The sequence below is a fragment of the Brevibacillus sp. 1238 genome (assembly GCF_029892995.1).
In the GTDB taxonomy this organism is placed as follows: Bacteria; Bacillota; Bacilli; order Brevibacillales; family Brevibacillaceae; genus Brevibacillus; species Brevibacillus parabrevis.
This window is the reverse complement of sequence record NZ_JARXWC010000002.1, coordinates 500,510-522,867: the sequence shown is the minus strand read 5'-3', so window position 1 is coordinate 522,867 and position 22,358 is coordinate 500,510. Positions and strand designations below refer to the sequence as shown.

At 51.6% G+C, this 22,358-nt stretch carries 23 protein-coding genes and 3 tRNA genes; 3 read left to right on the top strand and 23 right to left on the bottom strand.

Annotated elements, in window-relative coordinates; genetic code table 11:
* Positions 1–42 precede the first annotated feature (42 nt).
* The 5 genes from M2298_RS06440 to M2298_RS06420 form a co-directional block, all read right to left on the bottom strand.
* Positions 43–1,104: a methyl-accepting chemotaxis protein gene (locus tag M2298_RS06440; RefSeq protein ID WP_122963449.1), complete on the bottom strand. Its 1,062-nt coding sequence runs from the start codon at positions 1,102–1,104 to the stop codon at positions 43–45.
* A gap of 602 nt (positions 1,105–1,706) precedes the next feature.
* A complete protein-coding gene (locus tag M2298_RS06435; protein ID WP_173595874.1) occupies positions 1,707–3,530 on the bottom strand; it encodes a glycerophosphoryl diester phosphodiesterase membrane domain-containing protein in 1,824 nt (607 codons plus the stop codon).
* Positions 3,531–3,790: 260 nt separating this feature from the next.
* Positions 3,791–5,173 carry an MATE family efflux transporter gene (locus M2298_RS06430; protein WP_280648338.1) on the bottom strand — a complete coding sequence of 461 codons (1,383 nt, stop codon included), beginning with the start codon at positions 5,171–5,173 and terminating at the stop codon, positions 3,791–3,793.
* 38 nt (positions 5,174–5,211) lie between these two features.
* Positions 5,212–5,799, bottom strand: coding sequence for a TetR/AcrR family transcriptional regulator (locus M2298_RS06425; protein WP_217021800.1), 588 nt, complete (start codon positions 5,797–5,799; stop codon positions 5,212–5,214).
* A 219-nt stretch (positions 5,800–6,018) separates the two neighbouring features.
* Positions 6,019–6,474 carry a hypothetical protein gene (locus M2298_RS06420; RefSeq protein WP_173598827.1) on the bottom strand — a complete coding sequence of 152 codons (456 nt, stop codon included), beginning with the start codon at positions 6,472–6,474 and terminating at the stop codon, positions 6,019–6,021.
* Positions 6,475–6,692: 218 nt separating this feature from the next.
* Here M2298_RS06420 and M2298_RS06415 point away from each other — a divergent pair, with 218 nt between their 5' ends.
* Positions 6,693–7,355 (top strand): hypothetical protein, encoded by a 663-nt coding sequence (locus M2298_RS06415; RefSeq protein ID WP_122963460.1) that lies wholly within the window; start codon positions 6,693–6,695, stop codon positions 7,353–7,355.
* A 160-nt stretch (positions 7,356–7,515) separates the two neighbouring features.
* The gene (locus tag M2298_RS06410) at positions 7,516–8,016 is read left to right on the top strand and encodes a hypothetical protein (RefSeq protein WP_280648337.1); all 501 of its coding nucleotides are present in this window, start codon (positions 7,516–7,518) and stop codon (positions 8,014–8,016) included.
* Between the two features lie 396 nt (positions 8,017–8,412).
* Here the strand turns inward: M2298_RS06410 and M2298_RS06405 are convergent, their stop codons facing one another.
* The 5 genes from M2298_RS06405 to M2298_RS06385 all read right to left on the bottom strand — a co-directional run bounded on the left by M2298_RS06405 (position 8,413) and on the right by M2298_RS06385 (position 9,418).
* Positions 8,413–8,778, bottom strand: a complete 366-nt coding sequence (locus M2298_RS06405; RefSeq protein WP_217021797.1) for an imm11 family protein — start codon at positions 8,776–8,778, stop codon at positions 8,413–8,415.
* A gap of 13 nt (positions 8,779–8,791) precedes the next feature.
* On the bottom strand, positions 8,792–8,932 hold the full coding sequence (locus M2298_RS06400; protein ID WP_280648336.1) for a hypothetical protein: 141 nt from the start codon (positions 8,930–8,932) through the stop codon (positions 8,792–8,794).
* Positions 8,933–9,128: 196 nt separating this feature from the next.
* Positions 9,129–9,212 (bottom strand) — tRNA-Leu (locus M2298_RS06395).
* Between the two features lie 11 nt (positions 9,213–9,223).
* Positions 9,224–9,299, bottom strand: a tRNA-Thr gene (locus M2298_RS06390).
* 42 nt (positions 9,300–9,341) lie between these two features.
* Positions 9,342–9,418, bottom strand: a tRNA-Asp gene (locus M2298_RS06385).
* Between the two features lie 185 nt (positions 9,419–9,603).
* Here M2298_RS06385 and M2298_RS06380 point away from each other — a divergent pair.
* Positions 9,604–10,512, top strand: a complete 909-nt coding sequence (locus M2298_RS06380; RefSeq protein WP_122963463.1) for a C40 family peptidase — start codon at positions 9,604–9,606, stop codon at positions 10,510–10,512.
* Positions 10,513–10,575: 63 nt separating this feature from the next.
* Here M2298_RS06380 and M2298_RS06375 read toward each other — a convergent pair whose 3' ends face one another.
* From M2298_RS06375 to M2298_RS06315, 13 genes are all read right to left on the bottom strand, one after another.
* On the bottom strand, positions 10,576–10,818 hold the full coding sequence (locus M2298_RS06375; protein WP_063227052.1) for a hypothetical protein: 243 nt from the start codon (positions 10,816–10,818) through the stop codon (positions 10,576–10,578).
* 98 nt (positions 10,819–10,916) lie between these two features.
* The gene (locus M2298_RS06370) at positions 10,917–12,698 is read right to left on the bottom strand and encodes a M3 family oligoendopeptidase (protein WP_280648335.1); all 1,782 of its coding nucleotides are present in this window, start codon (positions 12,696–12,698) and stop codon (positions 10,917–10,919) included.
* Between the two features lie 128 nt (positions 12,699–12,826).
* A complete protein-coding gene (locus tag M2298_RS06365) occupies positions 12,827–14,044 on the bottom strand; it encodes a M20 family metallopeptidase (RefSeq protein ID WP_122963465.1) in 1,218 nt (405 codons plus the stop codon).
* Positions 14,045–14,102: 58 nt separating this feature from the next.
* The gene (locus M2298_RS06360; protein ID WP_280648334.1) at positions 14,103–15,062 is read right to left on the bottom strand and encodes a P1 family peptidase; all 960 of its coding nucleotides are present in this window, start codon (positions 15,060–15,062) and stop codon (positions 14,103–14,105) included.
* A 3-nt stretch (positions 15,063–15,065) separates the two neighbouring features.
* On the bottom strand, positions 15,066–15,623 hold the full coding sequence (locus tag M2298_RS06355) for an ECF transporter S component (protein WP_122963467.1): 558 nt from the start codon (positions 15,621–15,623) through the stop codon (positions 15,066–15,068).
* 61 nt (positions 15,624–15,684) lie between these two features.
* Positions 15,685–16,521, bottom strand: coding sequence for an energy-coupling factor transporter transmembrane component T family protein (locus M2298_RS06350; RefSeq protein ID WP_173595865.1), 837 nt, complete (start codon positions 16,519–16,521; stop codon positions 15,685–15,687).
* A 12-nt stretch (positions 16,522–16,533) separates the two neighbouring features.
* The gene (locus M2298_RS06345; RefSeq protein WP_122963469.1) at positions 16,534–17,394 is read right to left on the bottom strand and encodes an energy-coupling factor transporter ATPase; all 861 of its coding nucleotides are present in this window, start codon (positions 17,392–17,394) and stop codon (positions 16,534–16,536) included.
* Positions 17,391–18,260 (bottom strand): energy-coupling factor transporter ATPase, encoded by an 870-nt coding sequence (locus tag M2298_RS06340; protein ID WP_173595864.1) that lies wholly within the window; start codon positions 18,258–18,260, stop codon positions 17,391–17,393. Before M2298_RS06340 ends, M2298_RS06345 begins: the two co-directional genes overlap by 4 nt.
* 158 nt (positions 18,261–18,418) lie before the next feature.
* A complete protein-coding gene (locus tag M2298_RS06335; protein ID WP_122963471.1) occupies positions 18,419–19,720 on the bottom strand; it encodes a sigma-54 interaction domain-containing protein in 1,302 nt (433 codons plus the stop codon).
* Positions 19,717–19,962, bottom strand: a complete 246-nt coding sequence (locus M2298_RS06330) for an LPXTG cell wall anchor domain-containing protein (protein ID WP_122963472.1) — start codon at positions 19,960–19,962, stop codon at positions 19,717–19,719. Before M2298_RS06330 ends, M2298_RS06335 begins: the two co-directional genes overlap by 4 nt.
* 110 nt (positions 19,963–20,072) lie before the next feature.
* The gene (locus M2298_RS06325; protein ID WP_242771654.1) at positions 20,073–20,744 is read right to left on the bottom strand and encodes a GNAT family N-acetyltransferase; all 672 of its coding nucleotides are present in this window, start codon (positions 20,742–20,744) and stop codon (positions 20,073–20,075) included.
* 36 nt (positions 20,745–20,780) lie between these two features.
* Positions 20,781–21,449, bottom strand: coding sequence for a GNAT family N-acetyltransferase (locus M2298_RS06320; protein WP_173595861.1), 669 nt, complete (start codon positions 21,447–21,449; stop codon positions 20,781–20,783).
* A gap of 26 nt (positions 21,450–21,475) precedes the next feature.
* Positions 21,476–22,333 carry a carbon-nitrogen hydrolase family protein gene (locus M2298_RS06315; RefSeq protein ID WP_280648333.1) on the bottom strand — a complete coding sequence of 286 codons (858 nt, stop codon included), beginning with the start codon at positions 22,331–22,333 and terminating at the stop codon, positions 21,476–21,478.
* Positions 22,334–22,358 lie beyond the last annotated feature (25 nt).

Genomic DNA, 22,358 nt, shown 5'->3' with positions numbered 1-22,358 from the left:
TGTTCTTCCTCCTTGGTTTGTGAACAACGCTGGTTCACCTATTTAGATTTCTTTGAACTCTTCTACAACTCGGCGCATCTCTTCTGCCATATTGTTCAGTTCTTGAATTTTGATACTAGCACTTTTGATATACCCAGACTGCTCCGCTATGGTACTTGACACTTGTTCCGTAGAAGCAGCCGTTTCCTGAGAAACTGCCCCAATATTTTCGAATAAAGCTTGCACATGCTGCATATTTTCATTCAAGCTTCTCATTTCGCGCATCGTGTTATGGATATCTTCATCGATATGAATAACGGAGTGACCAATGGTAGCAAAAGAAGCAGTAACGTTAGCCACTACTTCATTCTGATCATGTACAATCTCATTAATGGTTTCAAACTCCGAATACGTAATGCCAATTGCTTCATTAATGTCGAAAATGATCTTATTAATCCCAGTCGCTTGCTTCTTAGAATCATCCGACAGCTTGCGGATTTCACTGGCTACCACAGCAAACCCGCTCCCGTTCTTCCCAACTCGTGCAGCCTCAATCGAAGCATTAATGGAGAGAAGATTGGTTTGCTGAGCAATCTCATCGATTAGTTTGGTAATTTTTTCGATTTGACTGGCTTTTTGCTTCACATTACTCATGGAAGCGACCAGATTTTCAATGACCATCATGTTTATTCTCATGGTTTCTTTTTGCTTCTCAATCATCAAGTTGCCTTCCTCAATCGCTTGATTCACTTGCCTGACCATGATGGCAGACGTTGTCAAATCGCCTGAAATCTTTTCAATAATATCCAGAATACTCTTGCCGGAAACAGCAGCCCGCTCAATGGAATTGCAATTATTGACAGCTCCTTTGGCAAGCTCCGAGGTAGCCAAAAAGATTTGATCGATTCCATTTCGAACGCCCTTGATTTCCTCCAGTAGTTCCGAGGAAGAGGCAAACACAAATTCGTTAATTTCCTCTGTACACGCCACAAACTTTTCGATTCTTTCATCAAAAGCGGAACTGGCCAATTGTGTTGAGAAAGGAACTATTTCCGTCTCTGCAACGATGCTCTTTTTCGAGCTCATTGAAACTTTGCTCCACAGGCTTCTTGTTGTCTTTAACAAGGCGCTTTCCCTCCTGATCTTCTAAGCCTGATACTTCTTAATCTCTTACTTACGCAAAGCCGCTATTACGTTGCATCATCTTCTGCCTTAACCGCAGACATAACTAGGAATAATTACTCATTGTTTCTCAAATGATTGCGTTATATGGGTATTTTATACCAGTATCGTTAAGCTTCTTGGCATTTTGTGTTAAAATTTGTCGAAAAAATAGACGCCCCTCACTAAACAAGGGGTGTCCCTCAGCCGAAAATCGACTTGTGGGACAGCCCCTTTTTATTTTGTACAGATGCATTTTTGTGAAAAACCCATAAAAAAACCTGGACCGCGTCCAGGCAATCTGTTAGAGAATGCGAAAGTTGGTGTGATCAAGACTGTTTCCGTCTCAATCGCCTTTGTTATTGTAACACAAATCGTTTTCGAGTCAAAGAAAATTATCGGACAAGCGCCACAATGTAGATGCACTCGTCTTTTCTACGAGTTCTACAAACTCCACCTCCGTCCAACAACAAAAGATAGAACGGCACATAGAAGCAGATATATCCGATTATTGGAAATAATCGTTATCAAATCAGACTGCATCTGCGCGGACTGTCCTTTGCTCGCTAAATCCGCAGGAAAGTCAGCCAATTGGTGAACGAAACCACAGATCCACTTCTCAGCTCTTCCACAACGGACAACGCTTCCTCCGGCTCATCCGTGATAATCCCATCCACGCCCATACTGAAAAAAAGCTCCATATTGTCCCTGTCGTTCACCGTCCATACGTAGAGAGGTTTGTTATGTTGTTTGGCAGAAGCGACGATGGATTCGTTGACCATATATTCTTCCATGACGACAAAATCGGCATGGAGCTGTTCCAGATCAGGGACCCCGGCGAACATGATGAACCCGACCTGAAGCTCTGGAGCCGCCTCTTTTAACTCCTGAACGATTCCATAATCCAGCGACTGGACGACGCATTCGTTCTGAAAATCATTGGCGCGGATGGTCTTGATAAATGTGTTGACCAGGTCGCGTTCTTCCCCGTGTGTTTTCACTTCTATATTCAGCTTGATTTTTCCGCGAGCGACCTGCATGACTTCTTCGAGGGTGCTGATCCGGCTTGTGAAAGTGCCTTGCTTGACCTCAAGCTGCCTTAGCTCATCCATCGTCAACTCATACACTTCTGCGTTGCGCCCCGTCAGTCTTTTCAGATTGGTGTCGTGAATGACAGCCAGTTGCCCGTCTTTCGTTTCCAGGATGTCTATTTCTGCATAATCCGCGCGAGCATTTATCCCGCCTTGAATCGCTTCGATCGTATTCTCGGGGCCTTCCGCAACATAGCCGCGATGGGCCATCACCGTCAACTTTTGCTCGCCAGGGGCCACTTCGCTGAGGGCGGGAGCCAGCACCATTGCCGTTCCGAAGGCGATGATCGACCCGAACGCAATCAGCTTTTTTCCATGCCTGTGAAACAGCTGATAGCTCTGGGGTGAACGGTTTTCAACGGCGCTTCCTTCCGGCATTTGCAAGACGGCATGCCGCGGGTCCGCTTTCGCCATGTATATACGGGTCAGCGTGGTGATGTAAATGGGCGATACAAACAAAATCGCCAGGTACAACGCAATGACAACGCCCTTCGATACGACAGATCGCGCCGTTTCGGCAAAAGCTTCCCCTTGCGGCAACATGACGTAGAGGAAAATCACTACGGCCAGGATCAAGACTACGACGATGATAAACAACAGAAAAACGGACAGCAGCACCACAAACATTTTCAGGTAGCTCTTTCTCAGGATCGCTGCGCTTCTTTTGGCGGCCTGCCGGAAGCTGCTCGTTCCCTCGATGACGATCATATGCAACAGGAAAGTCCACCTGATATTGAAAAAGGTCAGGACGGCAAACACCCCTGCATAAAGCAGCGTTCCCCAGCCCGTTTTCAACAGCTCTCCCGAAATAAAGTTCGGAATTTGCAAGGAAGGCAGCAAGGTGGAGCCTCCTCCCGCGCTCAACAGGGGCAAAAACAGCAGCAAGTAAACGGCCCAGCCAACAAAACCGTACTTGAAAAGCGAAGGGATATACGAAACAGATTGCAAAAATGCCGGAATCAGTCCGATTCTCTGTCTCTTTTGCCCATAATACGAGATTATAATCTGCACCGAGAATTCCAAAAAGATCAATATCGTAGCGGCAGGAATTAATATCAGCATGCATAAAAAACCGTACCTGCTCATAACGAAAGACAGCAGCTCGTAATTCGTCGCACCAGCGTATCCACCCAACCGAAGCAGACTGTGGAAGACGAACGAAATCGCCGGAATGAATATGAATATCGTGATGACCTTGTACAGCAGCTCGAAAAGGAAAATCTCCCGGTACGTAAAAGCCAACGTTTTGAAAATATCGGCAATCAGACTATGTACAGGGGCTTTCTTGGTAGTGCTCATGTTTTGGTTCCTGCTTTCAAAAAAGATATCAGGTCGCTTCATTTTAGCATAAAAGCCTTGGCTCCGCCGCATGACGGCTTGCTCCCGCACTTCTACGCCGCCAAATCCCCGATCTTTTTGACCAATTGACAGAAATGGTAGAAGGATGGAAAGAAAAAATTTGTATTAGTAGGAAATATTAGCTTCAAGTAACCCTGCGTAGCAGCGCGTGTATTGCCAAGCTTCCTGTAAGTTGTTCGTTCTTTCAGCCTTGGCACCAGTCACCCTTCCAATGTTCCGCGTATGGACGAGCCAGTTGCTGGCAAGCTTCTGGAACGTCGACGCACGTAAGCGTAGACCGTCAGCAAAACGATCAGCTCCGAAAGCGGAATCGCCAGCCAAATCCCCGATGTGCCGAGCCAATGAGGCAGCGTGAGCAAAATGGCGACCATCAGCAGCATTTCACGAGCTACTGTAATCCAGGTTGCCATCCGCACCTGATCCGTCGCCTGGAAATACGTCATCATGACAAAATTGATGCCCATAAACAAATACCCTGCGAAAAACAGGCGAATGCCCGTAACAGCCAGCTCTTGCACTTCTTCGGCGAACGAACCGAATGCTGCGACGATGCCGTGCGCGGCGACCAGCCCGATCAGAAATACAACAAGCCCGGTTCCAAAAGCGGTGCGAACGGCGATCCTCATTGTCGCCTTTTGCCGCTCCACCAGCTTCGCTCCCCGATAATAGCTGATCAACGGCTGGATGGCCGAGCCCATCCCGAGAAACGTCATCAGCATGACGCTATGTATGTAATTCAAGATCGAGAACGCAGATACGCCAACGGTTCCTGCCCAGCGTACCATCGCCATGTTATAGCCTGCGGTAAAGACGGCGATGCCGATTTCCGCCACAAAACTGGGAAAGCCAATCGTAAACGTTTCTTTCGAAAGTTCCCGGGAAAAACGGGGAACGGCGAAGCGCAATGCACTATCCTTGCGTAAAAAATGCAGCGACAACACGACAGCTCCCAAAGTCGCGGCAATGACGAGGGCAAGTGCTGAGCCCGCTACTCCGTAATCGAGCACAAACAGAAACACATAGTTCAAAAGAATATTGAAAAATGCGGTGACGAGTAGCGATATCATCGCCAGATTCGGGTTTCCGTCGTTGCGGACGAAGACACTGAACGTGTTTTGCACAGTAATGGCGAACCCGCCGACCAGCAGTACGTTCATATATTCCTTCACATAAGGCAACGTATCGTCGTTCGCCCCGAGAAAGACGGCCAACGGCTCGCGAAACAGGAAAGCGAGCGCTGCCAGCAGCAACGTCAAGCCGAAAATCAGCGTCAACGAATGGGTAAATACGGAGCGTGCCTCCTTGATTTGCTTGGCTCCCAAATGACGCGAGCAGATCGTCGCCCCTCCGATGCCGATCCACAACGATAAGGCAAAATAGATGGAGAACAGCGGAAATGTAACGTTGACACCGGCAAGCGCCACTTCACCAAGCCGTTGCCCGACAAAAATGCCGTCCACGACAACGTTCACTGACATCATGAGCATACCGATGACAGAAGGAACCAAGTAACGGACAAATACTTTCCCCACAGAATCGTTTTCCAAAGACAACAATTGGTTATGATCTTGATTGGTATTCATGCCTGCACCTCTATTCGATGAGCTGAAACTGGCCAGACTCACTCTTCCCGCCCGTCGCTGCCGGGAACAAGTCCTCGCCAAAGCAAAGAAAAGGTCGTATTTGTCACATGGAGAAAATAATCCGGATTTTCGAAAATGAGCTTGGCGGTCGCCCCTTCGTAAATGGTATGCACAGCCAAAGCGCTCGCCTTGGCGTCGGCCTGAATAGTCGAGTCTCTCCGGAAAGCAAGCTCCAGCAAATGCAGCAGGTGATACGAGTACAATTCATACATTGTAATGAACAGCTCCCGCAATTGCTCCGGGGGCATAAAAGCCATCAGAAACATCAGCTTGACATTTTGATTGTCCAGATAGCGGTCTTTCATTTCGATCACAAACCGATCAAGCAGCGGGCGCATCGGCTCCCCCTTGTGCTCATCGAAGAAAGAGGTCAGAAAAGCCATCTCCTGCTTGGTCGCTTCCTCGTGAATCTCTATGACAAGCTCTTTTTTGCTGGCAAAATGCGCGTACATCGACTGCTTCTTAATCCCGACCGCATCGGCAATATCCGCAAGCTTCGTTCCCTCGAACCCGTACTGCAGAAGATGACTGACCGCGACTTTTTTAATCTCTTCTCTTCGGCTCACAAACGTCCCACCTTTCGAATGACTTCTCTCAATACCTGACCACAGTCAGTTTTTGGAACAAAAACATAATACCATGCGAAAATGTAAGCAGCAACAAAAAACTGACCGCAGTCAGTTTGAGGTTATTACTCTTTTTGTTGTACGAATCATCTGACCATTTTGCTGAGCTTGCTGTCTTCCCATCATGAAGATCCGCTCTATCGTAAAAATCCTTCGTCTCTAGCCTTGCTTGTTGATGAGAAAATCCAGCCACCAGCCATCTTGCGGATGCAGGAAAGCAGGGCTATTGCCGACGTTTACAGCCGAAATCACAAGCTCCACTGCTCGCGCTTCCTCCGATTCAACAAACAGCACTTTGTTCGGTCCCGGAAAATCCTGTTTGCTGGACGTTGACTGAAAAAAGGCTTGCGCTCCCCGCACTTGCACTCTCAGTCGTATACTCCGGTTTTGGAAATGAAAACGTGCAGCGTTCAGCACGAGAAAAGCCGAAGAAATGATCCCGACTGTGATCACTTGAATGTTCCTTCGTTGCTTCGGAGCGATTTGAAAGGACTTGGCCCCACCTACATTGCCGCTCAAGGAGAATCTTTCGAGACGAATCACTCGCGCGCGGATTCTCTTAGGTTTATGCTTCAGTTTCAGTTTCTTGACAGGGGAAGATTTTTTTACTGCCATCGCTTGTCACCTCCTCTATCAACAAATGCTGGAAACAAAAAGTCGGCAACGGACAAGTGTACCCTGGAACAAAAATAGCTTCCTGCCCATCGATCATCTCGCTCCTTTTCTTTCCTTTGCCCCGCGAATGGGGAACAGACCAATTACGATTCATTCGTTTTTTTGTCCAATCCCCCATCTGCATTTTCGAATAGATTATCGCATGGAGGTGAAATAAATTGAGCAAAGACAAACTAAAGGTAAAATATACCGATAGCTCTTTAAAGGAACCTTTATCCAACGAAGAGTATAGACAGACTTACGCTGATATGAATGATTTAAATGAAGCGGCAAGCGCGTTTTTTCGAATCCCTGTTTTTTTTAGCCACCAAAACCTGTTTACTCTTGGACCATCGCAGCCACCGTTATCACCGGAGCAAAAATTCATCATTCGGATGTTTAAGGAAATCAAAAAAGTTCTGCTTTTTCCTAGGACGATACCGAACACCGACCAATATCCGAATACAACCTTGGAAAATATCCGGACGATGATCAACTCCAGTTACGGTGCGGCAGCTGCTTTATTAAAGCCAACAAGTGCAACAGGTCAAGGAGAACCTTATACCCCCTTCTTGCAGATTGAACCTTCCATGGCACTGCAATACGGGCTCCCTTTGCTCCTTGTGAAACAAGATACGATTTCAGCAGGAGGAATTTGGGGTGATGCCGGTCCGCTTGCTCCCTACACGCCACTGACCTGGCACTCTTCAACCGGTGTAACCGTGAATGAGTTTTTTGATAGTGTCCAGTGGAAGGAAGCTTTGCAAAACTGGGCAGGGCAAGTGCGCAGCGGTTACTTTATTCAAACAGGCCCTGAATTTAAATATACTTGCCGTAACTAAATGCAAGATTGCAGGGGACTACAAATGGCGGTTACATTCCCCGTTACAAGTCCCCCTATTTAAACTTGCCTGCCTATTGTTGAATTTTCCGTAACAGGATCAGGTCTGTTGCCCCACCCTTTGAAGTGTATTGGATACTAGAAAGGAAGCGATCCAAACGATGGCAAATCCAAACCTCAATCTGAAAAAAGGAGAATGCGTCGGAGTCGTGTACAAACAAGCGGGCGTTTGGAAAGTGCATGACGGAGTTTTGACTGCGCCGATTGCGGATGGCAACAAGCCGCCGAATACCGTTACAATCATTCATTTCGTCGTGAATCAAAAGACTGGCAAACTCGTACGGCAAACACGCAAATTGCAAAATGTGAACCAGGTGCTGCGGACCATCAATAACCCGACGTTCGCCTTAAAATGTCCCTCTACTACCAATCCGAATCTGCGTGTAGGCGATTGTGTCGTTGTCAAAATAAATAAAGCGAACACGCCATCTGGATTGGATGCGAAAAATGGTCTATTAGTCTGTTCTCTACAAAACCGCCTCGCCCCAAAAGGGAGAGTTTGGATTAATCATTGGAAGATCATCACAAAAACTCGACCTCGCGTTTTCCTGGAAACCAAAGAATATCCGAACGCGCTTTTTGTGCGAAAAGTAATGGTCTAAACACACAACGCTTCGCTCCGTGACACTGGCAAGCAAATTCAATGGTTTGCAATGATCAAGTTGTACATCATTATTGTTAATTACGTACAACACTTATGTTCATACACACGATACGCAAAGTTGTGAAGTGAAAAAGATCCCGGCCAATGACAAACTTTGGCTGGGATCTTTCCATTTTAAAAACGATAAGCACGTTGAATTTTTCAAGCATACAGGTCATGAGCGGTCACATCCACTTTCCTAAAAACGCCGAGACGTTTTTCACAGAAAAAATCCCGTAGTCACCTGTTGGTAACGTACGACATTGACCTCATACCAAGCAACGTCGAGCTGTCCGTCTCAGAAATTAACCTGCGGGATGAAGAAACGTCTGTAACGCATGCGGATGACCCGGTTTTATTTGATGACAAGCTCTTCCAGGTGCACCTTCAAGCGCTCGTTTAACATCGACTTGGCAAGCGTCTCCGACACGATCGGGTCAACCAGAACAACGTTCTTGAGAAAAAAGAAATCGGCGTCTGCCGCGCACTTCTCATCAATAACTACGGACCGGACTCCCTTGACTAAGAAGCTATCGGGATGCTCGCCCTGCGCAAGCCGCTCCAGAGCCAGAGCCTTGCCCGCGTATTCCGACTGCTGATAGTCAAAGCAGGACAAGCGTTGCTCTGCATGAACGAGAAAATATGTTTTCTCGGTATTTTTGCCGTTGGAGTAGCGCGTATCTGCTTGTATGATCTGTACGTCACATTTATGAAGCTTCAAGAGCGCAGCCAATTCAACCGATGCAAAAAAAGCCCCTGAGGTCGTTACTGCATGCCCCGACTTGGTAGTATGCTTCCAGCGGAGGGTCAAATACGACATCGCCATCGATGTAGCCGCCGTCCGGATAGGTATGTCCGAGCAGAAAATATTTCATCCCTTCCCTCCCTCATAGAATAAGCCAACATGTCTATTTTAACTCTAATTGCTCATAGGTTCACCAGTATTCTCCAAAAGAGTACAGGCAGCAACGGAATCGCCGAGGAATCTAGCCGGAGCGGTGACGATAAATAAAAGACCCTTAAATTACGAAACTAAGCAATTTAAGGGTCTTTTATTATGTTCGCAAATGATGCGGTCGAGAGGACTTGAACCTCCACGGTGTTGCCACCACTAGAACCTGAATCTAGCGCGTCTGCCAATTCCGCCACGACCGCATATGAAAATATGGTGCCGGCAATAGGACTTGAACCCACAACCCCCTGATTACAAGTCAGGTGCTCTACCAATTGAGCTATACCGGCATGTTTGCTGATTTGCTTTTCGCCGTGCTTCTCGTAAAAGAATGGCGGAGCTGACGGGACTCGAACCCGCGACCTCCGGTGTGACAGACCGGCGTGAACTCCAACTTCACCACAGCTCCATGTGGTTTTTCCATTTTTTGCTCACTCTCGTGGGCACTCTTGTAATATAGCATGTTCCCTATCAATTATGCAATAGTTTTTGAAATCTTTTTTAAAACATCATTTTTTCATAGATTTACCATTGAAAATCCGCTAGAATTTTATCTAGATATGCAGAAAATAGTAGATTGGTGGAGACGATGATATGAAACTTACTTCGAAGCTACTCACCTCCCTCGCCCTCTTCACTCTGCTGCCTACTGCTGCCCACGCCGCCTCAGGAGTGTATGTGGTATCAGCAGGTGATACGTTGAGTAAAATCGCCCGCGAGCACCAGACTACCGTGAGCCAGCTCATGCAAGTCAACCAACTGCAAAGCGACCAGCTGTCGATTGGTCAGACGTTGTCTTTGCCTGATGGCAGTCTGTCGACAAGTGGTGACTCCGACGCTCCTCATGATGTCGTAACCGCGCCTTCCGACTTCGCGCAGGAAGAACCAGCAGAATTGACCGCTGGCGAAAAGGCTCGTGTGACGGTTGACGTTCTCAATGTTCGCAAAAAAGCGTCCACCGATGCAAAAGTATTAGGCAAGCTCAAATTTGGTGATGTAGTTGAGGTCGTCCAAACTGGCAGTGAATGGACAAAAATCGAATTTGAAGATGATGAAGCGTACGTCTTCACCTCTTACCTGAGTCCAAAGCTCACTCCGGATGTTACTTTTTCTGGTGACGTTGATTCCGCCAGCCTGAAGCATCTGGAAACGATTTTTGAACCTTTGCTGAAAACTCCGTACGTGCTTGGCGGGACCACGCCGGACGGATTTGATTGCAGCGGCTTTACTTCTTACGTTTTTAACCGCCTTGGGGTTACACTTCCTCGCACATCCGAAGAACAATTCCGCGGCGGGACATCGATTCCGCTGGATCAAGCCCAGCCGGGCGATCTGCTCTTCTATGATGCGCTTGGAAAAGGACGCGTTTCCCACGTAGCGATTTACTTGGGGAACGGAACGATCGTCCACGCAAACGGGGATGACGTTCGCTACGGAAAAGTGGAATACATGCACAAGCTGTATCCATTTTACGGCGTCAAGCGCTACATCGATCTGCAATAAGGAATCCACGCATACAGCCCACACCTGTCATCAGGTTGTGGGCTGTTCGCATGTTGGATCGGCTCAGTGAATTTCGGTGTTATGTCCTGCCTGGGGCGGCTGTTGGTTCGCCCCGATTTCGATCTTGCCCAGAGCTTGCTTCATTTTGTCGAGCTGAAGCTGGTAATCGCGCACCACTACGGTGAGAACGCTGACCGATTCCTTGAAATCCGGTTCGCTGCTGACCCTGTCGATAGCTCTATGTAGATGCAGCATTTTGTTCTCTGTTTCCCGTAGTAGGTCGAGTAACTGCAATCCGTTTACCACGTGATCACCTCATTTGTTTTTTCTTACTTTCTCCCTGTCAGCAAGTTGCTATGCGCACAAAAAAAAGCCCGATGCTCAGATCGGGCTTTTTCCTGCAGCTAGGCGCGCGCAGCCGCCAGCTCTACAAACGTATCGATATCTTTGGCAATCAGGGCGAGCGAGTTGCGCCAGAAGTCAACGGAGCGAACATCTACGTCCATAATCGCAGCGACGTCGGCGATGCTCATTTTTCCGGTCACGGACAACAGCTCGTCATATTGCTGCACAAACGCTTCACCGCGCTTCACATACTCGGCGTATAGCCCTTTGGCAAACAGCAGGCCAAATGCGTACGGGAAGTTGTAGAAGTTGAAATCGGCGCTGTAGTAGTGCGGTTTGCACACCCACATGTACGGATGCAGCACGGAAGAATCCAGCCCTGCTCCATATGCGTCTTTTTGCGCTTGCAGCATCAGTTCCTTCAACTCGCCAACCGACAGGGAGCCTTCGGAACGGCGGGCAAACACAGCGCTTTCAAACAAGTAACGGCTGTAAATATCGACGATGACCTGGCTTGCACCGGAGATGTCATTTTCCAAAATCGAAAAGGCTTCTTCCGGGGTTGCCTGAGCCAACGCCGCTTTGGCGATGATCGTCTCGCACAAAATCGACGCGGTTTCCGCGATCGGCATCGGGTAGTCGCTGTTGTAAAACGCTTCCTGCACCAGACATTCTCCGTGATAGCCGTGGCCCAGCTCGTGCGCCAATGTGCTCACGTCGTTGTAGCTGCCCGTGTAGTTTGCCATGATCCGGCTTTCTCCTACCATGTGCAAGTTGTAGCAAAATGCTCCGCCGCGCTTGCCTTCGCGAGTCTCGGCGTCAATCCACTGGTTGTCGAACGCGCGGGCAGCATAATTCGCCAGTTTTTCGCTAAAGCTACCAAAGTGCTTCACGATGAAATCACGCGCTTCCTGATACGTAAAGCGCATGTCCGCTTCGCCAACCGGAGCGAACAAATCGTAGAACGGCAGACCGTTCTCATGGCCGAGCAGCTTCGCTTTGGCCTGGAAGTATTTTGTAAAAGCTGGCAAGCTTTCCTTCATTGCGGTCAGCATCGCGTCGAGTGTAGCCTTGTCCATGCGCGAGTCGAGCAGCGTTTTTTCCAGAGGCGATTCATAGCCGCGCAGCTTCGCTACCGTAATGACTTCGCCCTTGATCCCATTCAGGCTCGCCGCAGACGATTCCTCGATCTTCTTGTAGGCTGCCAGTTCAGCCTCGTAAGCCGTTTTGCGCAGGGCCGCATCTTTTTCATGCGCCATGTTGCGAACGACAGGCAACGGCAATTGCTTCGCCTCTCCGTCGATGGTAATGTCGACCAAAAGCGTCGACGTCAGCATTTCTTGCAGCTTCGTCCAGGCATTGGAACCTGTGTTTTTCATTTTGGCCAAAATGATTTCTTCTTTTTCGCTGAGCATGTACTTGCTCTTCTCGGACAGTTCCGTCAGCATGTAGCGATGGGTTTCCAGCAGGTCGGACTGGCTGATCAGCTCGCTCAGATTGTCCAGTTGGCCGAGCCATTTTTGGAACAGGACGCCCGGCTCCACCAGTTCAACAGACTGATCCTGGATTTTCTCGATGAATTGCAGCGCTTTTTCATTTTTGGCGTCAACGCTCGCGGTCAGTTCGCCATAAGCGTACAAGCGATATTGCGTCTGCAAAATCGAAGTCATCTTCGCAATGTATGTCTCCATCTTTTGCACAGCGCCATCTGCCGTTTGCAGGCTCGCTTGCGCCCAGCTTTTTACCTCGTCCATCTCCCGGCAAAGTTTCTCCCAGTCTTGCTTGCACTCCGGCGAATCAAACGATGTGTACAACACATCCAAATTCCAGCGCATATTCATAGGCCCGGCCTCCTCTTGCGTATGTATCAGTCTCTATTGTAAAAAAATTTGGATAGATTAAGCAAGTTTTTATCAAATTGCAACGCGAAAAAGACTTTGCCACACGCTTTGGCAAAGTCAGCTTTTTCTCACGCACGGACAGGCTGTGTCAAGAAGGTCAAGGCAGACAAGGCAAACAGCTGAGTCGATTCCACCAACTCATCAATGTCCACGTACTCATCGGCATGATGCGGAATGTGGCGATCGCCCGCTCCGGTCGTCAAGATCGGGATTCCGGCCTTGTGCAAAAAGGTTCCGTCCGTCGCTCCCGGCACTCCGTTGTAAATCGGTGCCTTTCCGGTGATCTCGCGGTAGGCGCTGGCAACGGACGTGACGACTTCCGCTTCCATCGCGGTCAACGTCCACGGACGCTCCTCGATGACTTCCAGTGTCGCCTTGAATTTGTCGTCCTCTCTGGCCAACGCTTGCAAAATCGCTTGCATCTCTTCGTGGAGCCGTTCATGCTCTTGTCCGGGAACAGTCCGAATATCCAGCGTCGTCATGCACTGATCGGGCACGACGTTGATTTGCGCATCGCCTTTGACCGGCGCCTGAACAATCGTTGGCGTAATGCTCGGCCAGCCAAGCATCGGGTGCTCGCCCAGTCTCGCCATCTCCCGGCGCTCCAGCTCTTCCAGGGCCACGATGGCTCGGGCCATCCGCGTATTGGGATTGATCCCTGTCAGCGGCATCGCGCCGTGCGCCATTTTGCCATATGTACGCAAGATCGCCCGCATCGCTCCTTTTTGGGTGATGCACAGCTGGTTTTCTTCCGGCTCGCAGATGATGGCGGCATCGACGCCTTTTGCCCAGCCCCTTTTGATAAAGTCCTTGATCCCGATCATCATGCCTTCTTCATCGCACGGGATGCACAACAAAATTTTGCCCGCAAACGCTTCCTTGGAACGTTGAATGGCCTTGACCGCGCAAATCGCGGCGGCGAGGTTTCCTTTTGTATCGCACGCGCCCCGTCCGTAAATCCGCCCGCCGGAAATAGCCGCACCGAACGGATCGTAGCTCCAGGCATCGCGATCGCCTTCTGTCACGACGTCGGTATGCGCTTCGAACAGCAACGTTTTCCCCGGTCTGCCCGAGTCGTAAAAAGCGATGACATTCGGACGTCCTGGAACGACTTCTTCGTAAAAGACTTGCAGCCCCATCTTGCGCAGGTAATCGGCCACAAACAAAGCGACCCGCTCCTCGTTTGCCCCCGCCTGCTCCGGGCGAAACACGCTCGGAATCCGCACCAGCTCCTGCGTCAAGCGCACAACCTCTTGCTCGTCTACAAAGGATATTACCTGATTCATCAGACCGTCTCCTCCCCTGCGTCCCTATGCGTGATCAATAGGCTGTTTTCTGTTTTCGTCAGTTGTGAAAGCTGCTGTAGGCCGGAAGACCGCCCGCTTCTTTCGCCGCCTTGACCGCGTTCACGACAGCCGCAGCCAGCACATCTGCCGACAAGGCTCCCACTACATCTACCGCAGCTTCCATCTCTCCTGTCGCGACGGAAAAAATCGTGTCGCCATCGTACATCGTATGGATCGGCCGAATGGTGCGGGCAAGCCCGTCGTGCGCCATTTGCGCGACTTTTTGCGCCCCGGCCTTGGTCAGCTTCGCATTGCTGGCGACGACGGCAATCGTCGTGTTCGTGCCCGGGGGAATCGGGGAAAAAGCGTGTTGGAGCATCATGTCCACGCTGTCGCGAATCTCGCGGTGCTCATCCAAAGGGCCTGCGAGAATCTCGCCCGTCTTTGGCTCCATCACATGCCCGACCGCGTTGACTGCGACGAGCGCACCGATGACCAGACCGTTCGGCAAGCTTAGCGAAGCACTGCCCAGACCGCTTTTCATCGCGTTGGCAAACCCGTTCAGCTTGCCCACCGAAGCGCCTGTACCCGCGCCGACATTTCCTTCGCTGACCGCTTCCGAAGTCGCCGCCGCTGCCGCCTGATAGCCCATGTGGCGATCCGGCCGCACCCGATGATCCCCGACGGCAAGATCAAACAAAACCGCAGCAGGCACGATGGGCACGACCCCGTAGCCAACATCCAGACCAACGCCTTTTTCCTCTAGATACTGCATAACCCCTGTGGCGGCGTCGAGGCCGTACGCGCTGCCTCCGGAAAGGCAGATGGCATGCACGACGCTCACGAGATTGAGCGGGTCAAGCAAATCCGTCTCGCGGGTGCCCGGGGCAGAACCCCGGACATCCACGCCGCAGACAGACGGCTTGTCGAGCAAAATGACGCTGCAGCCTGTCAATGCTTCTTCGTTTTGGGCGTGCCCGACTTTGACGCCTGGCACGTCGACAATCGTTCCTGTCATTGGCTAAAAATCTCCTGAAATTTTTGATTTTTGTCTCCCGGAGCTTCCAAGCTTTTTCCACGCTGCCACGACCGCCAAGGTGACGATCACGGAAACGACCGCTTCCGGCAAACCGTTCGTAACGGCAACCGTCGCCGCTACCCCGAATGGCATGTAGCCGCGAATTACGGCCAGCCCGAGCACCAGGACGGTGTTCGTCAACGCTCCGATGAATCCGGCTGCGCCAATGGCGAGGTACTGGTTGACATTTTTCAACCCGACGTAGGTCAAATACGCCGTCACCCCGATAAACAAGCGCGGGAGGATCGCTACCAGCGGATCTTTAAAGAGCGGAACAGTGGCGTTCAGGAAGGAAGAAACTCCAAAAATGAGACCAATGATCATTCCAACGCCCCAGCCCTCCATGATGCCGCCAATGACTGCCGGGATGTGCATGATGGTGGCATTGCCTGCCGCCGTAGGAACAGGAATGTAGCCGAGGCGCGTCACCCCGAGCAAAATCGCAATCGCTCCGAGAACCCCGGCAATGACGATCTTGCGTACGGTCAATCCTTTTTCCATGCTTACTCCTCCTTTTACCTGCGATTGATATGGAACCCTCTGTAGGGAGAACTCCCGAATACTACCACGGTATCCCCAGCATGACGACGGAAATGACTACGCTTGCAACCAGCGCCGCATAGTCGATGCCTTTGGCCTTGTACTGCGTATAACGCGTCCGGGATGCACCTGGCATATAGCACCTTGCTTCCATCGCCAAAATCAGATCCTCGGCGCGGGACAGCGCGACATTGAATAGCGGGATGATGATCGGGAACATGTCTTTGGTGCGCTGCACGATCCGCCACCACTCGCCCGTGCCGAAGTCTGCGCCGCGCGAAGCCTGCGCTTTCATCATTTTTTCCATTTCCATCGCAAACGTCGGGACGAAGCGAATCGCGATCGTAATGATCAAGGCAAACGCATGGACGGGAAACTTGACTTTTTCCAACGGCCCCAAAAGCCGCTCCATCCCGTGTGTCAGCTCGGTCGTCGAGGTGCTCAGCGTCAGCACGCTGGAGAGGAAAATCACTTCCACGAAGCGCATCGCCGAGACGATGACGAGCCGGATGCTTTCGCTGGAGATCGAGATAATGCCGTACTGGAAGTAGACTGTGCCGCCATTGGCGATCTCGCCGTAAAAAAGCAATTGCATGATGGCCAAAATAATGATGAACGGAATCGCTGGCTTGATGCCGGAAATGCCGTAGTGCAGCGGGATTTTCGATACCTGGAACAGCCACAGGCACACCGCCAGCGCAAACAGGTTGCCGACGTATGTGTTGCAGATGGCAATCGCTACGATCAGGATGGCAAAAGCGCCAAGCTTGAACCGGGGGTCGAGGCGATGCACGACAGAAGCAGTCGGCAAATACTGGCCGATGGTAATATTGCGCGTCAATTCAAATTCCGCAGACATGGACTCCCCTCCCTAGCGTTGGATCAGCTTCAAAATTTCGCAGGCGGTTTCTTCCGGCAAAAACGCTCCCGGATTGATGTCGTAGCCGCGTTCGCGCAGACGGTACAAAATATCGACCGATTCCGGCGTGCCGATATGATGCTCGCGCAGCAGCTCCTGGTTTCCGAAAATTTGCCGCGGCGTTCCTTCGCAGACCGCCTTGCCATTTGCCATCACGTAGACGCGGTCCGCGAGCTGCGATACCTCTTCCATGTTGTGGGAAACAAAAATTACCGTCAGTCCTTCTTCGCGATTCAAGCGTCTGATTCGCCCGAGCAGTTCCAGGCGGGAACGGGGATCGAGACCAGCGGTAGGCTCGTCGAGCACCAGCACTTTTGGCTGCAAAGACAGAACGCCAGCCAGCGCGACCTTGCGCTTTTGACCGCCACTCAGTGCGTAGGTCGGCCGATCCTTCATTTCCTGGAAGTTCAGGCCAACGAGGTCCATCGCCCATTTCACGCGGTTTTTCACTTCTTCCAGCGGAAGTCCCATTTTAAACGGACCGTAGGCCACATCGTCTCCGACCAGCTTTTCGAACAGCTGGTCTTCCGGGTTTTGAAAAACGAGGCCGACTTGTCTGCGCAAGGAACGAATGTCGATTTTCGGCTGGGAAACATCCATGCCGTTCACGATGACTTTCCCTGATTGCGGCCGAATCAAGCCGTTGAAATGCTGGATCAAGGTTGATTTGCCGGAGCCTGTATGACCGATGATCGCCAGGCACTCGCCCGCTTGCACTTGCAGGCTGACTTCATTCAGCGCCACATGCGACAGCGGGGTTCCTTGCATGTACACATGGGACAGCTTTTGCACGTCTACAATCGGCTGTGTCATGACCCGCTCGCCTCCGCCTGTCTGACGTACAGGCGGTCGACTTCCGCCACGACTTCCGCATTGTGGATCAGATCGGGGGCAAACGCTGGCAGCTCCGCATGAACCAGTGCGGCGATCCGGCTTGCGTCCGGAACGTCCAGATGCAGCTCGCGCAGCCTGTCCTGATGCGCGAACACTTCTCGCGGCGTTCCTTCCAGCACGATTTGGCCGCCCTCCATCACAACGACCCTGTCCGCCTCCGCCACCTCTGACATGTGGTGTGTGACGGTCACAATCGTCATCCCTTCCCCGTGCAGCTTGCGAACGACTGCCAGGATGTCCTGTCGGCCGTAGCTATCGAGCATACTCGTCGCTTCATCGAGAACGAGGCATTGCGGCTTCATCGCGAGAATGCCGGCAATGGCGATCCGCTGCTTTTGCCCGCCGGACAGATGATGCGGCGGACGATGGCGAAAAGCACTCATCCCGACCGCTTCCAGAGCGAAATCGACCCGCTCCTTCATTTCCTCCAAGCCTACCCCGATGTTCTCCAGGCCAAATGCGACATCATCCTCCACAATCGTCGCCACAATTTGATTGTCAGGATGCTGGAACACCATTCCTACGCGGCTGCGCACTTCGTGAATCCGCGCTTTTTCCTTCGTGTTGATGCCATTGACCAGGACATCGCCCTCTTTTGGCGTCAAAATGCCGTTGAGGTGTTTGGACAACGTCGATTTTCCAGACCCATTGTGCCCGATGATCGCCAAATACTCACCGGGGTACACTTCGAGAGAGATGTTTTGCAGCACCGGGATTTGCTGGTCCTGACTCACCTGGTAGGCAAACGAGACGTTTTCAACACGTATGATAGGCTCCATAGACATGTGCTTCCCTCCCTTTCCACGGGTGTGCGTATGTATGCTATGCCTTGAAAGTAAGCAACTCCCGTGCCAAGTCTTTATGTTTTAAATTTTCTGTAAATTACACAAATTTTGTTGGCTCACCTGTTGCATCCAGCATCATTTCCGTTGCGTTTGCAACATTAGTTCCATTCCTCATACTTCTTCATCTTTCTCCACAGCGTCGTGCGATCCATTCCCAACATCTTCGCTGCTTCTCGCTTGTTTCCTTTTGTCGCTTCCAGAACCTTGCGAATCATCTCTTCCTCATCATCCTGCTGCTGTCTGAGCGCTTGTTTGCGGGCGAGTTTTTTGGACAGAAACTGCGTGTCTTCCAGCCGCAAGTAGTCGCTTTTGCACAACAGCACCATCCGTTCCACGACATTGCGCAGCTCGCGCACATTCCCCGGCCAGTCGTATTGCCCGAGAAAATGGTACACCGCTTCATCGACGCCTTGCAGCCGCCTGTCTCCTCGCTGTGCGATTTCCTCCATGATGGCCTCCATCAAAAGCGGGATGTCCTCCGTGCGTTCGCGCAAAGGCGGCAGCTCCAACGTCAGCACGTTCAGCCGATAGTACAGGTCGGAGCGAAACAGCTTTTCTTCCATCATCTGCTCCAGATTCCGATTCGTTGCGGCAATGATGCGCACATCGACAGGCACGATTCGCTCGCCGCTGACCCGGCGCACCTTTTTTTCCTGAAGGACGCGCAACAGCAATGCCTGAATCGTGATGGACATTTCCCCGATCTCGTCGAGAAACAGCGTCCCTCCGTGAGCCAGCTCAAACAGGCCGGGCTTCCCGCCTTTTCGCGCTCCGGTAAATGCCCCTTCTTCGTAACCGAACAGCTCGCTCTCCAGCAGATTGCCCGGAAGCGCGGCACAGTTCACCGCGATAAACGGCCCTGTCGCTCGCTGACTGCTCAGATGAATGCCTTGGGCGAACAACTCCTTGCCTGTCCCTGACTCCCCTTGAATCAGCACAGTCGCATCCGTTCTGGCAAACGTTTCGGCCCATTCTTTCGCCTCTTGCATCGCTTTGGAATGCCCGACGATATCTTCCAGGCGGAATTTGGCTTCCAAGCCGCTTTCCATGCTTTGTTTGCGAATGCGCATCTCCATTTTTTGAATGTCCGTAATCTCTTTAAAGGTCGAGACAGCTCCGACAATCTCTCCGTTCACGACAATCGGCAGCCGATTGATAATAATTTGCCGATTCAGCACGGTAGCAATGTCACCGATTTCCTTTTTTCCGGTCGCCAAAATGCGCAACATGTCCGAGTTCGGGATGTAACGGGTTATTTTTTCGCCGACGACATGGGACGGCAACCCGAGTATTTCTGTCGCGTTCTGGTTGACCCAGATGATCGTATAGTCGTGGTCGACTGCGATGATCCCGTCATGAGAAGCATCGAGGATGGCTTGAATGTGAATGTCGCTAATCATTGGCCTGGCTCTCCTTCCTCGGCACGGTCCACGAGAGCAGCCACTTCTGCTGGCGGCCGTCTGGTCCGGCGCTTCGTTTTTCGCTTCTTTTTCCGCAAGACGAACAGGGCGAGCAGCATCAAAGCGAGCATCGCAAGCTGGATGGGCTGAGACATTTTCGCGCTGACCCAGCCGCTCATGAGCAACAGATGGAGCAGGACGGCTATGTAGAGAAGAATGGATGCGAGGTTTGGCGCATTCACTCTCTTCCCTCCTCTATGGACAATGTTGGGGGCGGTAGAAGAAAAACTCCCGTGAAGCCACGATGAATAGCCCCACAGGAGTGTCGGTTCTTGCTGTCAGATCGTTTCGTTTAGATCGGCAAAAGCTCCACGCTGTCTTTGCTTTCAAGCTCTGCGACCATGTCCAGCCAAGCTTGCGGCTTTTGCGGGAGGACGGCGTAGTAGCGCTTGAGGAAAGTGACGATCAAATCAGCTTCCAGCGTGGTTTGCTCTTCATTGGTCGGCATGAAGCCAAGGTCCAGTCCTGCGACTGCTTCTCCGTCGTTTTGCCAGGATGGATGGACGTATTGGAAATTGGTGCGCTTGTAGCCGAGATGGGACAGCACTTCGCGGCGAACGAACGGGTCCATCGGCTTGATGCCGCCGAAGCTGTGCTCTTCCACGCGGTACGGGTCGTAAATTTCCGCAAACATGCCGTACAGTTCTTTGCCGTTTTCCGCAGCGAGCGCGAGCAAGTCTTTTTGGCGCTCTCTCGCCAGGAAGCGGCCCACTCCCAGTCCTTCGCGGCCAATGATAGTGAAGTCGGTCATGGCGACGTTCATGTCCGGGTAATAACGGTATTCGGTAGCGCCTACCACTTCTCCTTCATGAACGGCCACAAACACGCGGATGGACGGGTCTTCGAGCGGTTCTTTCCACAGATCGTAGTCAAGCACTTCCTCCGGCGGAAAAACGTCCTGCATCAAGCGGTGCATGTTGGCGAACAGCGGGTTGTCGATATGTTGAATGCGTACAAATTCCATCGGTTTCGTCCTCCTGAAAAATGATTCTCTTTTGGCTTATCGTGCCAGAAACGGGTTTTTCCATTCCATCAGCACGGCGTAGTTGCGGGATTCCTCGTCCTCCAAATAATCGGCCACGATCTGCACAGGCACGCGCCCGCAGCGCATCAGAAACGTGATGACGGGGTCTTTCACTTCGCCCGAAACCACATGCTCCACGTATTGCTCTGGCGTCCATTGGTTCGCATAGCGTCCGTAGCCCGGCATTCTTCCGCCGCCGAGCAAGCGCGTCAAGCCTTTTTGCACAACCAGCTCATACATCGCCTGCATCATCAGCTGTCCCAGTCCGAGCTTGCGGTGGCTTGGCCGAATGCATATGTCCACGATGTACAAGGTGTCGCCGCCAGGATTGTGGCTCCTGATATAGCCGTCGTCCGTCACGTCCGCCCATTTGTGCTCGGGGTGCGCCGGATCGAACGACACGAGCAGCGCCGTCATTGATCCGGCCAGCACTCCGTCTACCTCAACGCAAATCGCGCCCTCGGGAAACAGCGTGATATGGTTGGTGAGCTGCTCCTGGTTCCACCACAGTTCGGATGGAAACGGCGGCGGGAAGCTCTCCGCCTGAATCTGGATCAGCTCGAAAAAGTCGGAGCGGTTGTAGTTGCGGATCACAGCCTTGCGCGGCTTGTCCCCTTCAAACACATACAGCTCTTTGCGGTACATTGCCATCCTCCTTACGTGCGCTGATGCTAGTTCCAATCGGTGTACAAGTCTGTCCGGCGGTCACGCCAGGTCGTCACGGAGCCTTTTTCCCGCACTTCATACAAAAGCGACAGGTCGAGGTCGGCAGTCACGAGCATGTCGTGGTTGATCTCCCCTTCGGCAAGCACTCCGCGCGGCGGGAACGGCACATCGTTTGGCGTCAGAATCGCTGCCTGGCCAAAATTGGCGCGCATAAAGTCGACAGTCGGCAGCGAACCGATTGTGCCTGTCAGCACGACGTACACCTGATTTTCGATCGTGCGCGCGTGGCTGGTGTAGCGCACGCGATGGAAGGCGTGGCGGTCGTCTGTGCAGGACGGACAGAAAATGACATCCGCTCCGCGCGCTTTGGCAATCCGCACCCACTCTGGGAACTCGATGTCGTAGCAAATGATCATCGCGACTTTGCCTTTGTCGGTTTCAAAAATTTGCAGGGAGTCGCCCGCGCCCATGTTCCAGCCTTTGACTTCCCACGGGGTGATGTGGATTTTCTTTTGCTGGCCGACTCGTCCATCCGGGTAGAACAGAAAAGCCGTGTTGTACAGCTTGCCGTTCTCCTCGATGATGTGCGTGCCCCCGATCAAGTGCATGTTGTACTTGGCCGCCAAGGAAGAAAACAGCTGGACGTACTGCTCGGTGAACGAAGGCAGCGCGGTAATCGGCAAAGCGCGTCCCTGCTCATCGCCAATGGACATCAGCTGGGTGGTGAACAGCTCGGGAAACAGCAGAAACTCGGTTTCGTACTCATCGGCGTTGCGAACGTAGTGCTCGACCTGATTCGCAAAATCTGCAAAACTATGTATCGTGTGCAAGTGGTACTGCACAGCGGAAACGCGCATTTTCATTGCATTCTTCCTTCCTGTTTTCTTA